The following is a 15258-nucleotide window of genomic DNA, read 5'->3' as shown; positions in this document are numbered from 1 at the left end:
TCGCCATGAGTGCCGTCCTGACGCCAGGAAGAGCCGCTGCATTGCCCGATCGCTCCCGCAGCACTGGGAACGACACTGGCAAGGCCGCCGCCGAGACGCTTGCGATCGGCGCCAATCGCGCGTGGGAAGTCGACCGCACGTTGATGCTCGAACGCTCCGAGCGCCGCGCCTGGTGGGCGGCCATCGCCGGCCTCGCGCTGGGCCTCCTCGGCATCGCAGCGGTGTTCGTCCAGGGCCCGCTGCGCCACGTCGTCGAGATCCCCATCGTGGTGGACCGCGTCACCGGCGAAGTGACGATCCAGCAGCGCCTCTCCGTCGAGACCATCCCGCAGATGGAGACCCTCGACAAGCACAACCTGGCCACCTTCGTCCGGGCTCGCGAGGGCTACAGCTGGATGTTCCTGCAACGCGATTTCGACCAGGTCGCGCGCATGGCGGTGCCGGCGGTCTTCACCGACTACAACCGCCAGTTCGAGGGCGACGGCGCCCTGCAGAAGAGGATAGGCGCCGCCGAGGACTGGCGCATCAACGTCATCGGCGTGCGTCTGGCTCCCTCCGGCCGCAGCGGAAACCGGGGGGAGGCCATGGTGACCTATGACAAGGTGGTGCGCCTGACAGGTCGCAACCTGCCCGATGTCACCACCCGGCATGTCGCCAGCATCGTCTACGAGTACCAGCCCAAGGTGCTGGCCAAGGAGCGCGACCGGCTCGAGAACCCCTTCGGGTTCGTCGTCACGGCGTACCGGTCCGATCCCGAGATCAACACGGCCGAGCCAGGAGCCAAGCCGTGAAGTGCGCGACCTGTTTGGTGGCCATACTCGGCCTGGCACTCAGCAACGCCGCGGCGGTGGCCCCCGAGCCCACCGATCCGCGGCTGCGCGAGGTGGTTTACGACTCGCGCGCCGTCGTCACGGTGCCGGTCAAGCGCGGTGTCGTGACCCTCGTCGTGCTCGATGCCGACGAATCGATCACCGAGGTGGCGGCCGGCCTGGGGGGTGACTGTGCGAAGGCAGAGGCAGCCTGGTGCGTCGCGGCCCAAGCGGGCGGTCGCACCCTCTTCGTCAAGGCCAAGAGTACGGCCAGTGCCGCCAACAACCTGGCCGTGGTCACTGACCATCGCACGCATGCATTCCGCTTTGTGGTGCTCGCCGATGGCGATCCCAAGCCACCGGTATACAGACTCGTGGTCAAGGCACCGGCGCGCGTTGCACCGGCGGCACGCCTTGCGCTGCGCGATACGGCGCTGCCGGTGGCCTTGCCCGCCGTGCCACCACCTCCGCCGCCACAGCAAGTCGTCGCCGAGCGGATGCAAGCCAAGCCGCAGGTGATGAACACCCAGTATTCCATCGCAGAAGGCAGGGGCTCGCAGGACATCGTGCCGACACTGGTCTTCGACGACGGGCGCTTCACCTACCTGCGCTTCCCAGGCAACCGCGAAGTGCCGGCCGTGTTCCATGTGCTGAGTGACGGCGTTGAGACGCTGGTCAACGCCCGCATGGAAGACGACTTGCTCGTGGTGGACCGCGTCAGCCGGCGGCTGATGTTGCGCGCGGGCTCCGCCGTGGTGGGACTCTGGAACGAGGCCTTCGACCCGGACGGCAAGCCGCCGGGCGATGGCACCACGGTGCCAGGCGTGCAACGCGTGCTCAAGGCCGACTTCAGTGGCAACACCAAGCCGGCCGACGCGCACAAGGGGGCGACACCATGACGCACGATCCGCACGATCCGCACGATCCGCACGATCCGCGCGACCCGAACGATCCGCGCAACCGTGACCCCGAGCTGGGCACCAACCCGGGTCCAGACCGTAACTCGATCGCACCGCTGCCCGGTGAACCTGGCATTCCCAACGTCGCGGCGCGGCAGCGGATCTCGATGTCGAAGAAGGGGCTGCTGGCCGTGGTCCTGCTCATCGGTTCCCTGGTCGCCGTCGCTGCGGTCACGATCCAGCGCTTCTCGTCCAGCGGCAAGAAGGCCGACGAGGCGGAGTCGAAGCTGGTGCGCGAGAAGCCCACCGCCGCCACGTCCGAGCCACGCAAGCTCGAAATGCCGCCGGCGCCGACCGCCAATGCCCCAGTGGCGCCCGCGCCGCGCATTCCGGCGCTAGTGCCTACGGCCGACGACCTGGCCGAGCCCATCGGCGTCCGCCGCACCGGATCAGGTGCACCCGCATCGGGCGGCCCCAAGGTCGTCTCGCCAGAGGACGCCCCCATCCTGCTGGTCACCACCCGGCCGGGTACCCTCCCCCCACCAGGGGCCTCCACCCGAAGGGCAGATGCATCGGGCTCCCACTCCGAGGGAATGGCTTCGCCCGAGCCTTCCGACCCGAACGATCCGATCGCGGCGACATCGCGCAACCTTGAAGGCTACCAGCGCCAGTTGCAGGGTCTGCTCGACAACATGACGAAGACCGCGGCACTGAGCACGGGCCAGGCCATGGGGCAGATGCCGTCGGCGGCCCTCCTTGGTGGGAATCCAATGGCAGGCACCGCACCTGTCGGTGGGCCCGCAGCCGGGGGTGGCCTGTTCGGGGGCCAGCTCCAGGGCTCGGCCACCCCCAAGGTGGCGGCCTCGATGCTGGGAAACCGCAGCCTGACCCTGCCCAAGGGCACGGCCTTCACCTGCGCGCTCAAGACCAAGGTGATCAGCGCCACCTCGGGTCTCGTCGGCTGCCAGGTACAGCGCAATGTCTTCAGCGAGGATGGCCGCGTGCTGCTGATCGAACGCGGCTCGCACCTGGACGGCGAGTACCGCATGACATCGGTCCGGCCGGGCACCGTGCGCATCCCCGTGCTCTGGACCCGCATCCGGACCCCGCTGGGCGTGACGGTCGACATCGACTCTCCCGGCACCGGCCAGCTCGGCGAGTCAGGCATCGACGGGTACGTCGACAACCGCTGGGTCGAACGCATCGGCGCCGCGACGCTGCTCTCGCTGATCGAGGACGCGGTGAAGCTCTCCATCCAGAACCAGGCGAACGACCGCCAGGGCGATACCGTCATCCTCTCGTCGACCACGTCCAACACCAGCAAGCTCGCCGAGAAGGTGTTGGACAGCACGATCAACATCCCGCCGCTGATCTACCAGAACCAGGGCGGCATCGTCGGCATCTACGTGGCCCGCGACGTGGACTTCTCGTCGGTGTACGAGCTCAAGCCCACGGCAAACGAACTGCTTCGCGAAGGTGCGCAATGAGTCAACACACCTGCGAGCACGAAGACCGGAACGAAGGCTGGTGCGGCGACGCCACGTCGGTCGTCGAGTTCCTGCGCCCCCTGCGCGATCAACTCGATGCCCCTGGTGTGCTGGAAGTCTGCGTCAATCGGCCGGGCGAGTTGCTGGTGGAGACGGCGCGCGGGTGGCAGACCGTGCCGGCGCCCTACATGACGCAGGAGCGCTGCCTGTCGCTGGCGACCGCGGTGGCCACGTTCTGCGACCAGCAGGTCAACCAGGAGCGTCCGCTGTTGTCAGCGACGCTGCCCAGCGGTGAGCGCATCCAGTTCGTCATCCCGCCGGCCGTGCCGCGCGGCACGGTGTCGATCACGGTGCGCAAGCCGTCGCACTTGATCAAGCGGCTGGACGACTTCGAGCGCGAAGGGCTGTTCGAGCGCACGGCGATGGTGACGCACACGCCCAACGCCGAACTGCTGCCCTTCGAGCGCGAGCTGGTGGCACTGAAGGATGCCAGCCGCTATGCCGAATTCCTGCGTTTGGCCGTGCGCAAGCACCAGACCATCGTCGTCAGCGGCAAGACCGGCTCGGGCAAGACGACCTTCATGAAGGGCCTGGTCGAGGAAGTGCCGAAGCACGAGCGCCTCATCACGATCCAGGACACGGCCGAACTGACGCTGCCCAACCACCCGAACGTGGTCCACCTGTTCTACAGCAAGGATGCGCAGGGCACCGCCCGCGTGAGCGCCAAGTCGCTGCTGGAAGCCTGCCTGCGCATGAAGCCGGACCGCATCTTCCTGGCCGAGGTGCGCGGCGACGAGTGCTTCTACTTCGTGCGCCTCGCGGCCTCGGGCCACCCGGGCAGCATCACCAGCGTTCACGCTGGCAGCTGCGCGCTCGCCTTCGAGCAGATGTCGCTGATGATCCGCGAAACCGGGGCGGGCGGCGGCTTGCGCCTGAACGAGATCAAGTGGCTGCTGAGCGTCGTGGTCGACGTCATCGTGCAGTTCGATCGCGATGAGCGCGGGCGCTTCATCTCCGAGATCCTCTACGAGCCCCGGCGGCAGCGGCTCGGCCGCTGGGATGATCAGGCAGAGGCTGCAGCATGAGCAGCGTCACCAACCTACCCTTTTCGGCCTGGCCCCCCGGCCGCAAGGTCGCGGCGAGCCTCTTTGCCGTCATCGGCTACGTCGCGCTGGGTTGCGCGGCGGTCTACATGGCAGGCGTTCTATTCCTGGTGCTGAACAGGGCCAACCCGCGGCAGGCGCACTTCACCAGCATCGTTCACTACTGGGACCTGTATGCCGACGATGCCCAACTCCGCAAGAAGCTGCAGCTCGCCATTGGCGTTTCGAGTCTCGGCCTTCTGGTCTTCCTGCCCGCCGGCCTGGTCGCCGCCGCACGGCCGCGGCGCGCGCTGCATGGCGATGCGCGCTTCGCGAGTCCCGCTGAAGTCGATCGCGCAGGGCTCACCGGCGGCGACCGCCAACCCGGCATCCTGATCGGCCGGCACCGTGGGCGGTTCCTCTCGCTGCCCGGGCAGCTCTCGGTGATGCTGTCCGCACCCACCCGCAGTGGCAAGGGCGTGGGCGTCGTCATCCCGAACCTGCTGAACTGGCCCGACTCCGTCGTGGTGCTGGACATCAAGGGCGAGAACTATGACATCACGGCGGGCTATCGCGCTGCGCATGGCCAGGCCATCTACGCCTTCTCCCCTTTCGACGAGGACGCGCGCAGCCACCGCTGGAACCCGCTGACTGCCGTACGGACCAGCGCGCTGCACCGGGTCGGCGACCTGCTCACCATTGGCCAGATTTTCTTCCCCAACGACGGCGGCGGCACGTCGTCAGAAGCCTTCTTCAGCGATCAGGCGCGCAACCTGTTCCTCGGCCTCGGCCTCGTCCTCCTCGAAACCCCCGCCCTACCTCGCACCATCGGCGAGATGCTGCGCCAGTCGTCGGGCAAGGGTCGGTCACTCAAGGACCACCTGAGCGGCCTGATCACGCAGCGCCGTGAGGAGAGCAATCCCCTCTCGGACGAGTGCACCGACGCCCTGCAACGACTGCTGTCGAACTCGGAGAACACGCTGTCCAGCGTGGTAGCGACATTCAACGCGCCGTTGACGATCTTTGCAGATGCGGTGGTCGATGCGGCGACCAGTGCCGACGACTTCCGGCTCGAGGACCTGCGGCGCCGCCGCATGTCGGTCTACGTCCGCATCCCGCCGAACCGGCTGGCCAACGCCCGGCCGCTGCTCAACTTGCTCTTCTCCCAGATCGTCAGCCTGAACACCCAGCACCTGCCCGAGCAGGACCCGGCGCTCAGGGTGCAGTGCCTGCTGATTAACGACGAGTTCACGGCCATGGGGCGTGTGGGCGCCATCACCAGTGCCGCGGCCTTCCTGGCCGGCTACAACCTGCGCCTGCTGACCGTGGTGCAGGCCATGTCGCAGCTCGATGCCGTCTACGGCGACAAGGAGGCGCGCACCTTCGCCACCAACCACGGCTTGCAGATCCTCTACGCCCCACGCGAGCAGCGCGACGCCGACGAGTACAGCGCCATGCTCGGCCACTTCACCGAGCGTGCCACCTCGCGGGGGCGCAGCCAGTCCCTCAGCGGACATGGGCACAGCACCGTCAGCCGCAACGAGAGCGAGCAGCGTCGGGCGCTGCTGCTGCCGCAGGAGTTCAAGGAACTGGGCAGCGAACGGCTGGTAGTGATCTTCGAGAACTGCAAGCCGATCCTCGGGGAGAAGATCCGCTACTACCGCGAAAAGGCCTTCACGTCGCGCCTGCTGCCGGCGCCCGCCGTGCCGCGCATGGACATGGACCTGCACCTGGCGCGCGTGCAGGAGCGCTGGCGCTATGCCGACGATGACTTGGCACCGGGCGAAAGCCTGGACATCGACGCGTTGGCCCACGACCTGTCGGGGTTGCCCGACCTTTCCAACGGGCCGCCAGACCAGATCGCCGAGTCCGTGCTCAACCTGTTTTGTACCCGGCCGGGCCACGCCGACATCGGCGGCGCGATCGAGCCGGCAGCCGACGAGGACGGCGTGCTGATCGCCGACCCAACACGGTCGAGCGCGCCGAACTGAACTAGATCTGGGAGCACCACCATGCGAGTGAGCATCGCCCTCACGCCCCTTGTCTCATGGCTCCTGCTGCTGGCGTCCTGCAGTTCGCCGCCGAAACCGCCAACCGTGGACGAGTCGCACAAGCGCCCGGTCAATTCCCGGATGGCCGTCGAATTGCAGGTCTGCAAGCACGACCTGCAGAACACGCGCCTGCTGGCTACCGAGTCCGGGCGCCTGGCGGAGACGACGGCGGCCACGCTGGCGAACACGGCGGCGCGCCAGCAGATGCTGGCCGGCATACAGGGGCCGCCCGGCCAGCGGGTCCCGGCGAACACCGTGTTCACTGTGCGATTCGACTTTGGCAGCACGCGCGTCGTGATCCCTGCCGACGTTGCTGCGGCCTTGATCGAGGACGCCAGGGCTTCGCCGCTGATCCTGCTGCGCGGGCGCACCGACGGCACCAGCGACGCACCGGCCGAGAGCCGCATCGCTCGGAATCGGGCCACGGCGGTGCGCAACTACTTGGTCGCCGCGGGCGTGGATCCGGCACGGATTCGCGCCACCTACCAGCCGGCCGGCGACCACGTGGCCGACAACGCCAGCGCCGGAGGCCGCGACTTGAACCGCCGCGTCGAGATCGAGCTGTACCGCGCACTTCCGATTGCAGTGAGTGCGACCGCGATCACCCTGCCCTGAGCCACCAACCCCACCTTCGCGAGGTCGCCATGGATGTAGACCACTCCCAGGCCCGCAAGTCGGCACCCGCCCAGGGCGGCGCCGTCGAGCCCGCCAACCGCGCCACCGTAGCCATTGAGCGGTTCCAAGCACCTGACGACATCTCCGGCGAGCGCTACGAGCTGTACGACCCCTTCGCCGAGGTCACTTACCGTGCCAACACCTTGCCGGAGATGGTTGCCAAGGCCGAGCAGCTGGGCAGCAGCCGCTTCGTCGCCGTGGCCGAGGACGGCAAGCGCACGCCAATCCAGAAGATCGACGGCGAGTGGCAGCGCGGACCGCAGCGACCGGCGGCGCCAGAGCGGCCTCTGGACCCCGTGCTGACGCGTGACGAGGTGCCTGAGGCCACGAAGGTGGTCCCGATGCCCGGCGCCACCAAGTCACCCGCGCAACCCAAGCAAGTCGACGCCAAGGCCATTGCCAAGATCGATGCCCAGGCCGAACGCGCTGCCCTCGTCGCGCGCCTCGAAGCCGCACTGATGGAGCGCTACATCATCAAGCGCGCGCCCATCACCCTTGGCGATGTGACCATCGGCCGCACCGAATACCGCTTCCGCGGCGACACGTCGCGCGTCGCCTTCACCGAATCGACCTTCCGCCTGGCCACCGACACCAACAGCCCGTCGGTCGCCCGGTCGATGGTCGACGTGGCCGAGGCGCGCAACTGGAAGGCACTGCGTGTGTCGGGACATGAGGACTTCAGGCGCATGGTCTGGCTCGAAGCCTCGGTGCGAGGCGTGAAGACCCTGGGCTACGAACCGAACCCGGGCGACCTGGAACTGCTCAAGCGCGAGCGCGAGGCGCGCCTGGTCAACCGCATCGAGCCGGCCCGGGATGCCAGCAGTGGCGGCGCGGCGGCAACTACCGAGAAAGCCTCCGGCCGCGGCGGCGGCCGGAAAGCCGTGCTGGCTGCCATCGAGGCGGTGCTGGTCGCCAAGAAGGTGCCCGAGAAGCAACGCGCGGCCGTGATGGCGGCTGCGACCGAAAAGCTGGACCAGCGCATCCGCGATGGCCAGGCGCCCAAGGTCAAGGTGTACGACAAGGCGGCACCGTCGCAGCGGCCCGTCGTGGTGCCGACGCCCGAGCTGCAGCGCTCGCGCGAACGGGCCACCCCCGCGCCCGTGCGGTGAGGCCGCACCTGTGGAAATGTCGGTTCTTGGCATCACGGCTCCCTCGGCGGTGTACGAGGTCGGTGGTCGCCGCTTCGACAGCCGATCGCCTGGTTTCGCAGAAGCCATCGCCGATGCCCACCACTCTCAGCAGCGCCCCCGCTGCATGTGCCTGGTCGAAGGCGTCGAGATGTACGTGGCGCGCCTGGGCCATGGCTATATCGTCAAGCGAATGCCCGACACCGGCAGCCACCACGCGCCCGACTGCCCGTCCTACGATCCGCCGGCCGAGTTCTCCGGCCTAGGGCAAGTTCTGGGCAGCGCGATCACCGAAGACCCGGCCACCGGCGAGACGACGCTGAAGCTGGACTTCCCGCTGACAAAGATGCCCGGCCGCGCGCAGATGCCGCCGGCGGGCGGCGACGACAGCGTGGCATCAGATGGCACCAAGCTTTCGCTGCGCGGTCTGCTGCACTACCTTTGGGACCAGGCCGAGCTGACGCGCTGGCATCCTGGCTTCGCGGGTAAGCGAACATGGGCCACGGTGCGAAGGCACCTGCTTCAGTCCGCTGAGCTCAAGCTCGCGCGGGGCGATGCGCTGCGCGCCCGGCTTTACGTGCCGGAACCCTTCTCGATAGATCAGCGCGACGCGATCAACGCGCGGCGCCTGGCGCATTGGCAGCACGCCCTGCCCGTGCCCGGGAAGCCGCAGCACCTGATGCTGTTGATCGGCGAAGTGAAGGAGATCGTGCCGGCACGCTATGGCTTCAAGGCCGTGGTGAAGCATGTACCCGACCAGGCGTTTGCGCTGGACGAACAACTCTATGGCCAGCTTGGTCGGCGCTTCGAGTCTGAGTTGGCGCTGTGGGGTGCTGCCGAGGACGTTCAGATGGTGATGATTGCGACCTTCAGCGTTTCAGCTGCAGGCGTTCCGACGATCGTCGAGCTCTCGTTGATGCCGGTGACCCGGCAATGGCTGCCGGTCGAAGGCGTCTTCGAGAAGCAGCTCATTGAGCGGCTCGTGGCTGATGGGCGGTCATTCGTGAAAGGGCTTCGCTACAACCTGGGTGCAGGGAGCGCGCTGGCCAGTGCCATGCTGACCGACTGCGACGGTGCGTCGCCGTTGCTTTTCATCGCGCATCCTGGCATCGAAGACACCACGCAGTGCCGCGAGGTTTGCGATGCTTCTTTAACAGTGTGGCTGTGGAATCCATCGAGCGAAGCGATGCCATCGCCGCCGCCTCGGCCAACACCTCACCCGAAGCCACCTGAATCCGGTGTCGAATGACCACCTCGCCGTCCTCTTTCACGAAAGGCGCAAGCGGGCCGGACGGCAGCAGCTCGTGCACCGCCCCGGAAGGCCGGCACAATTTCGCGCCCAGCGCCGTCACCACGATCGGGCGATTGATCAGGACAGGATGCGCCAGCATGGCGTCGATCAGCTGATCGTCGGTCCACTGGGTGACCCCGAGGCCGTCGCGCGCTTCGTGGCCATGGAGCTTGACGCCGCGGTGGCTGCCGCCATGCGCGAGCGCGCGGCGGCAGCGAAGGCGCGCGCCGTCGCCATGCCTGCCGTTGCGAAGCACCGGCCCGCCATGGCACGCATCAAGGAGTTGATCGACAACGCGTTTCGGGTGGATCCAGGCCTTGCCACGGCGTTCCGCGAGGGACCGGGCCAGTCGGAGGCCGACTTGCAATCCCTCTACGACAACCTGGTGGCCTGGGGAAGATCGACCCCGAAGCTGATGATTGATCCCGCCGCCCTGAGCCCACCGGAGCGCCTCCTCTGGGGCCAGGGGGTGCGCGCGCCCGAACACATCGACCTCGAGGCGATCGCGGCGTCGCGCGAAGCGCGGGCGGTCTACCGCCGTCTGGACGGCTGCGCGGCGCGCCTCGTCGCGAGCGGAGATCAGGCCGTCATCAGCGTGGCTCTGGACGACAACCCGGGGCGCCGCCGCTTTTCGCTAGGGCATGAGCTCGCCCACTGGATCTGCGACGCCAACCGGGCCTCATTCAAGTGCGCGAACTCCGACATCGGACCCCAGAACGCCGAAGCCAAGACGGTGGAACGTTCTCGAATCCATGACTGCTGCCTCCCTGGGGTTCAAGTGCTGCAGAAAGTCCAGTCGCTCTGCGTCGTTTTGCGTGGACCTGGGCTACGCGGCTGCTTGTGCTCTCTCCACCAGACCCGCCACGTCCTTGAACTTGTCGTAGATGGCCGGCTTCTCGCCGACAGCCAGTGCTTTGAAGTGGGCACGGCCGCACTCGATCTTGGCGCCCTCGGTGTCGCGCAGGTCGTCACCGAACAAGCTGCTCTTGGTCTCGACGACGAAATAGAGGCGGTCGCCATCGGGTGTCGTCACCAGCACGGCCCAATCGGGGTTGTAGGTGCCCAGCGGTGTAGGCACCTTGAACCATCCCGGCAGCTTGGCGTAGACCTTGATCGCGTCGTTCTTCTCCAGTTGGTCGGCGAAGTCGCGCTCGACCTCGGAGTCGTAGACGACGTGCTGGTAGACCGAGCGCTGCGCGTCCTGCAGCATGTTCTTCAGGTAGCCGGTCAGCTCTTCCTTCTCGAACAGCTCCTGCGCGTAGTACTGGTCATCGCCCAGGCGCTGGTAGCGGATGCCATCCACCAGCACAACGCGCTTGCAGCGGTTGATCACATCGGCCACGATCTCGATGAACTGCTGCGGGTTGCGCTTGAAGTCGTGCAGGCGATGGCTCTCGACCAGAATCTGCGCGATGCTGCGGCGAGTCAGTTGTGTGCGGTTCTGCAGCTCGGTCAGGATGTCGGGAAGCTCGATGTCGCCCTCATCCAGCACAACGACGCTCGCGCCTCCGGTCTCCTGAGCCACGATGCCGGCTTGACCGATCTCCATATTGGCCTTGCGCCAGTGCAGCCGAACCTTGCTGATTGGCGGAGCGGCGATCACCGCGGCAGTGCAGTCACGAATCAGCCGGTCGTTGTCAAAGTGGACCCGGTACGTGGTCTTGAACTTGATGCGGTCCCACAGCGCCTTGAATTCGGGGCTGTCCAGCACAGCACGCCGCACGGGCACCTGCCGTCGTTCGTCGGCGTTCTTGATCTCCAGCCTGCCGGCGACCTTGCGCAGCAGCTCCAGAACCTGGGCACGCTGGGCTTCAAGCTCCGGAGGCAGCGTCAGGGTGCCCTCCTTGATTGCCTGGCGTAGGCTGTCCTGCACCTTGCCCTTGGCATCAATCAGTCGCTGGGCACGCAGGTGTTCGGCCAGCACCTTGGAGGCATCGAAGCCAAGCGGCTTCTGCGTTCCATCTGCCTGCTTGACGGCCACGCCCGCGAAGAGGTGGTCGGGCACCACGCCAAACTGGAAGCCGTCTTCCTCGATTTCCTTCTGCAGGCTGTCGGCGAACTGCTGGTAGCTCTCGTTAGCGACCACGGTTAGCGTGTTCACCTCGAAGCCCCTCAGGCGCAAGCCTTCCTGGTTGACGCACAGGCGCAAGCCGCGGCCGATGGTCTGCCGGCGCCAGCGTTCAGTCGATCGGGTGCTGAAGTTGCAGATCTGGAAGACGTTGGGGTTGTCCCAGCCTTCCTTCAGGGCCGAGTGGCTGAAGATGAACTTCAGAGGTGAAGAGAAGCTGAGCAGCTTCTCCTTATCGCGCATGATGAGGTTGTAGGTGTCGTCGTCGGCCGCAGTGCTGCCGCTGGTGTCCTTCACCATCTCCACCGTCTTGCCGCCAACCTTCTTCTTGTCGATCGAGAAGTAACCGTTGTGCACCTCGTGCGCCGCCGCGCTCAGGTCGACCTCGTTGAACATGCTGCGGTAGTCGGGGTGCCGCGCCCAGCGCTGGTACTCCTCTTCGAAGATCGTGGCGTACACGCCCTTCTGCGGGTTGCCCTGATCGTCGTAGACGCGGTACTTGCTCACCTCGTCGATGAAGAAAAGGCTCAGCACCTTGACGCCCATGGGGCGCAGGCGCTTCTCCTTGTCCAGATGCTCCTTGATCGTGCGGCGGATCATCTCGCGTTGCACCGCCAGCGGTTCCACGCCACCCCAGCTGTCGTCCACGCGCAGGAATTCCTGCCCCCCGGGCAGGTGCAGTTCCATCAGGGCCTCGGTCTTGGGGCTCTTAGTGGGCGCCCGCAGCGTGCCCACGCGCATGCTGGCGTAGACCTCGCGGCCCGTGGTCTGCTCCAGGTCATCGCCGTCCTGCACCAGAACTTCCTTGCGCTGGACGCTGCCGGCCTTGCCCAGGACGTCCAGTTCCACTGTGGCAGCCACGACACCCCGTTTGTTGCTGATGCCCACCAGCTTCACGTAGGGCTTATTGAAACCCTGCTCAACGGTGGCCGATGCCACCTCGACCTGCTTGACCAGCTTCTGCTCGTAGGCGTCCACGGCATCGAGCCGGTACACCATGTTGTGCTTGTCCACATGAGTGGCCGAGTAGCGAAGTGTGCACAGCGGGTGCATGCGCGACAGCGCCTTCTTGCCGCGCCCGTCGATGCCGCCGTCCACGCTCTGCGGCTCGTCCACGATGAGGATGGGCCGGGTGGCGCGCACCAGGTCAATGGGCTTCTCGCCGCCCGTCTTCTCGCTGGCGCGGTACATCACATTCTTGCTCTTCTCGCGACGCAGGGCTTCATCGGCCTCCTCCAGCGCAGCTTCCTGCTCGTCGCCGAACTTGTTGATCGCGCCGACGGTGATCACCATGATCTGTACGTTCGGGCTGGTGGCGAAGTTGCGCACCTTGCTCAGGTTGCCGGAGTCGTACTGGAAGAACTCATAGCCCTTGGCGCTGGGGTACAGCGTCTCGAAGTGCTCGCGCGTGATCTGCAGCGTCTTGTTGACGCCTTCCTTGATGGCGACCGAGGGCACAACGATCACGAACTTGGTGAAGCCGTAGTTGCGGTTCAGTTCGAAGGCCGTCTTCAGGTAGACGTAGGTCTTGCCAGTGCCGGTCTCCATCTCCACCGTGAAGTCGGGCGACAGCTTGGTGGAAGGCGGTACGCGGTTACGCAACTGGACCGAGCGCAAGTTCTCTTCGATCTCCTCGTCCAGCAAAGACAAGCGGTTGCCGATGCCCCCTTGCTCGGTGGCCAGCATGCCGTCCAACGAGCCTTGCGTGGCTTCCAGGTCGTCGTAGCTGCGCGCTGCGCGCACCGACACCGTGAACTCGGTGCGGCAGATCTCTTGCCCCCGAAACAGGTCGCAGACGGCCTTGATCGCCTCGGACTGGTACGGAAGGTCCGCTTCGAAATGAAGTTTCATCGCAGCACCCCCATCACAGGCTACGCACCTTGGCGATGCCATGCTGTTCGAGGATGGCGGCGAGGTTGGTCTTGGCGACATCGTTCTCGAACGCACTGTCGAGGAAGACGCAAGTCACCTCGCCCGCAGTGGCTTGCTCCTTGTGCCAGGCCACGATGCCCAGCGCCAGCGGCTCAGCATCGGCAACGCTGATGCGTTCGTCGAAGCAGCTGAGCAGGACGCCGCTGCCGATGCTGTGAACCGTCTTTCCTGCAATCTTCTTTTCCTGCATGGGCACGCACAGGTCCAGTCCGAGCTTGAGTAGCAGCTCGTACAGGACGTCGTCATTGCTGCGGCCAGCATTCACGTGCTCAAGATGGTCGAGTAGTGACTGCGCGACGTCGTCGCTGCGCGGCGACCAGGCCTTGATATTGGATGTGTCCAGGCGGAAAGTTCGGAAGCCCACGTCACCATTGAACTCCGCGTTTCCTTCCTTGTGACGCTGTCCAGCTGCCTTGATACGCGCGCGCGTCACGTCAGCGATGGTGGTCCAACCTACCGACGCCGCACCGGCCAGCGGTTCGGGCAACTGCACAAGAATGCAGCGCCGCTTGCCGCCGTCTTCGGCGTTCTGGGCAAACATGGCGTCCATCGTGGTGCCGGTTCCCGCGAAGAAGTCGACGATCAGGTCGGCGTCGTCGGGTGAAGTGGCGAGCTGCAAGATCCGACGCATCAGCCGTGTTGGCTTAGGCGTGTCGAAGACGACATCGGAGTTGGGGAAGTCAACAGAGGCTATAAGTTCCTTCTTGCCTTCCTGGGTGTGGCCAACCTCCTGGTACGTCCAGAGGGTTTGCGGTACTCGGCCATCCTTCACCTCAGATAGGAATCGTTTGATGGCAGGGACGTTGTTTCCGTCGGTGCCCCACCAGATTCGGTTGTCCTTGTCCAGTTCGTCAAACTTGGGCCGCGATACCCGCCAGTAAGTCCCTGGCGGAGGGCCAGAGAGTTGACGCCCAGAAGGGCATGTGATGGGGTAGGTCCCCTCGCCGTAGTAGTTTCGTGCAGAGAGGTCTCCGGCTTTCCACGGGCCGCGGGGGTCGGAGTCGGTGTTCGAGTAACGCGCCTCCATCTCCTCGGTTCGAGGCAGCAGGCGCGGAGTCCACGTCTCAGCGTTCTTGGCGTAGACGACGATGTAGTCGTGATCCTCGGAGAAGTGACGCGCCGAGTTCTTGGGAGAGTAGACCTTCTGCCAGATGACCGATGCGATGAAGTTCTCTTCGCCGAAGACCTCGTTCAAAGCCGCGCGCAGGTTGTGGATCTCGTGGTCCGCGATGCTCACGAAGATGACCCCGTCGTCCTTCAACAAGCTGTGCGCCAGCTTCAGTCGCGGGTACAGCATGTTGAGCCAGTCCGTATGGAAACGCCCACTGGCATCGGTGTTGCTGCTGATCTTGCGGCCACCCTCGATCTGACCGGTCAGCTCCAGGTAGTTCTGGATGCTGTCCTGAAAGTTGTCGGGGTAGACGAAGTCCTTGCCGGTGTTGTACGGCGGGTCGATGTAGATCAGCTTGACCTTGCCGGCGTAGCTCTTCTGCAGCAGCTTCAGCACTTCGAGGTTGTCGCCCTCGATCATCAGGTTCTGCGTCGTGTCCCAGTCCACACTCTCTTCGGGGTAGGGGCGGAGCGTGCCGGCGCTGGGCGTCAGGGCGAGCTGGCGCGCGGCGCGCTTGCCGTGCCAGTTCAGGCCGTACTTCTCATCCGCGTCGGTCGCCGTGGCATCACCGACCAGGGCCTTGAGTACGTCGATGTTGATGGCGGGCCCCTTGGCGCCTTCGGTCAGCAGCTCTGGGAACAGGGCCTTCAGCCGGGCCAGGTTGTCGGCCAGGATGTCAGCGCTCTGGCTTTCTGGCATGCCGGGTTCGATCTTTTGGATGGACAT

Annotated in this window: 10 protein-coding genes and 1 pseudogene; 8 read left to right on the top strand and 3 right to left on the bottom strand. The window is 65.9% G+C overall.

The window, feature by feature from the left end; translation table 11 throughout:
• The first annotated feature begins 41 nt into the window (after nucleotides 1-41).
• From JJ685_RS08230 to JJ685_RS08195, 8 genes are read left to right on the top strand one after another with little or no spacing between them, the layout of a single operon-like run.
• On the top strand, nucleotides 42-791 hold the full coding sequence (locus JJ685_RS08230) for a virB8 family protein (RefSeq protein WP_236598842.1): 750 nt from the start codon (nucleotides 42-44) through the stop codon (nucleotides 789-791).
• Nucleotides 788-1708: a TrbG/VirB9 family P-type conjugative transfer protein gene (locus JJ685_RS08225; RefSeq protein WP_201673778.1), complete on the top strand. Its 921-nt coding sequence runs from the start codon at nucleotides 788-790 to the stop codon at nucleotides 1706-1708. Before JJ685_RS08230 ends, JJ685_RS08225 begins: the two co-directional genes overlap by 4 nt.
• Entirely contained in the window at nucleotides 1705-3195 is a 1491-nt protein-coding gene (gene virB10 / locus JJ685_RS08220) for a type IV secretion system protein VirB10 (protein WP_201673777.1), read from the top strand. The genes JJ685_RS08225 and virB10 overlap by 4 nt, the downstream gene beginning before the upstream one ends.
• On the top strand, nucleotides 3192-4280 hold the full coding sequence (virB11, locus tag JJ685_RS08215) for a P-type DNA transfer ATPase VirB11 (RefSeq protein WP_201673776.1): 1089 nt from the start codon (nucleotides 3192-3194) through the stop codon (nucleotides 4278-4280). Before virB10 ends, virB11 begins: the two co-directional genes overlap by 4 nt.
• Complete coding sequence (locus tag JJ685_RS08210) at nucleotides 4277-6268, top strand: type IV secretory system conjugative DNA transfer family protein (protein ID WP_201673775.1); 1992 nt, start codon at nucleotides 4277-4279, stop codon at nucleotides 6266-6268. The genes virB11 and JJ685_RS08210 overlap by 4 nt, the downstream gene beginning before the upstream one ends.
• 21 nt (nucleotides 6269-6289) lie before the next feature.
• Entirely contained in the window at nucleotides 6290-6943 is a 654-nt protein-coding gene (locus JJ685_RS08205) for an OmpA family protein (RefSeq protein ID WP_201673774.1), read from the top strand.
• A gap of 29 nt (nucleotides 6944-6972) precedes the next feature.
• The gene (locus tag JJ685_RS08200) at nucleotides 6973-8112 is read left to right on the top strand and encodes an LPD7 domain-containing protein (RefSeq protein WP_201673773.1); all 1140 of its coding nucleotides are present in this window, start codon (nucleotides 6973-6975) and stop codon (nucleotides 8110-8112) included.
• A gap of 16 nt (nucleotides 8113-8128) precedes the next feature.
• Nucleotides 8129-9379: a DUF1173 domain-containing protein gene (locus JJ685_RS08195; protein ID WP_236598903.1), complete on the top strand. Its 1251-nt coding sequence runs from the start codon at nucleotides 8129-8131 to the stop codon at nucleotides 9377-9379.
• Here JJ685_RS08195 and JJ685_RS29695 read toward each other — a convergent pair.
• The 3 genes and pseudogenes from JJ685_RS29695 to JJ685_RS08180 form a co-directional block, all read right to left on the bottom strand.
• Nucleotides 9375-9566, bottom strand: a pseudogene (locus tag JJ685_RS29695) (ArsC/Spx/MgsR family protein); the annotation flags it as partial. The gene JJ685_RS08195 and the pseudogene JJ685_RS29695 overlap by 5 nt on opposite strands.
• Before the next feature lie 681 nt (nucleotides 9567-10247).
• Nucleotides 10248-13340, bottom strand: coding sequence for a type III restriction-modification system endonuclease (locus JJ685_RS08185; protein WP_201673772.1), 3093 nt, complete (start codon nucleotides 13338-13340; stop codon nucleotides 10248-10250).
• 13 nt (nucleotides 13341-13353) lie between these two features.
• Nucleotides 13354-15258: a site-specific DNA-methyltransferase gene (locus JJ685_RS08180; RefSeq protein WP_201673771.1), complete on the bottom strand. Its 1905-nt coding sequence runs from the start codon at nucleotides 15256-15258 to the stop codon at nucleotides 13354-13356.

Source organism: Ramlibacter monticola (assembly GCF_016722785.1).
Taxonomy (GTDB): Bacteria; Pseudomonadota; Gammaproteobacteria; order Burkholderiales; family Burkholderiaceae_C; genus Ramlibacter; species Ramlibacter monticola.
Note: the sequence above shows the minus strand (reverse complement) of the source record. Positions and strands in the feature narration are given on the sequence as shown.

Excerpts from the sequence above, each read along its gene's own strand:
- virB10 (WP_201673777.1), top strand. The coding sequence starts at position 1,705 with ATGACGCACGATCCGCACGATCCGCACGATCCGCACGATCCGCGCGAC.
- virB11 (WP_201673776.1), top strand. The coding sequence starts at position 3,192 with ATGAGTCAACACACCTGCGAGCACGAAGACCGGAACGAAGGCTGGTGC.
- JJ685_RS08210 (WP_201673775.1), top strand. The coding sequence starts at position 4,277 with ATGAGCAGCGTCACCAACCTACCCTTTTCGGCCTGGCCCCCCGGCCGC.
- JJ685_RS08205 (WP_201673774.1), top strand. The coding sequence starts at position 6,290 with ATGCGAGTGAGCATCGCCCTCACGCCCCTTGTCTCATGGCTCCTGCTG.
- JJ685_RS08200 (WP_201673773.1), top strand. The coding sequence starts at position 6,973 with ATGGATGTAGACCACTCCCAGGCCCGCAAGTCGGCACCCGCCCAGGGC.
- JJ685_RS08195 (WP_236598903.1), top strand. The coding sequence starts at position 8,129 with ATGTCGGTTCTTGGCATCACGGCTCCCTCGGCGGTGTACGAGGTCGGT.
- JJ685_RS08185 (WP_201673772.1), bottom strand. The coding sequence starts at position 13,340 with ATGAAACTTCATTTCGAAGCGGACCTTCCGTACCAGTCCGAGGCGATC.
- JJ685_RS08180 (WP_201673771.1), bottom strand. The coding sequence starts at position 15,258 with ATGTCCATCCAAAAGATCGAACCCGGCATGCCAGAAAGCCAGAGCGCT.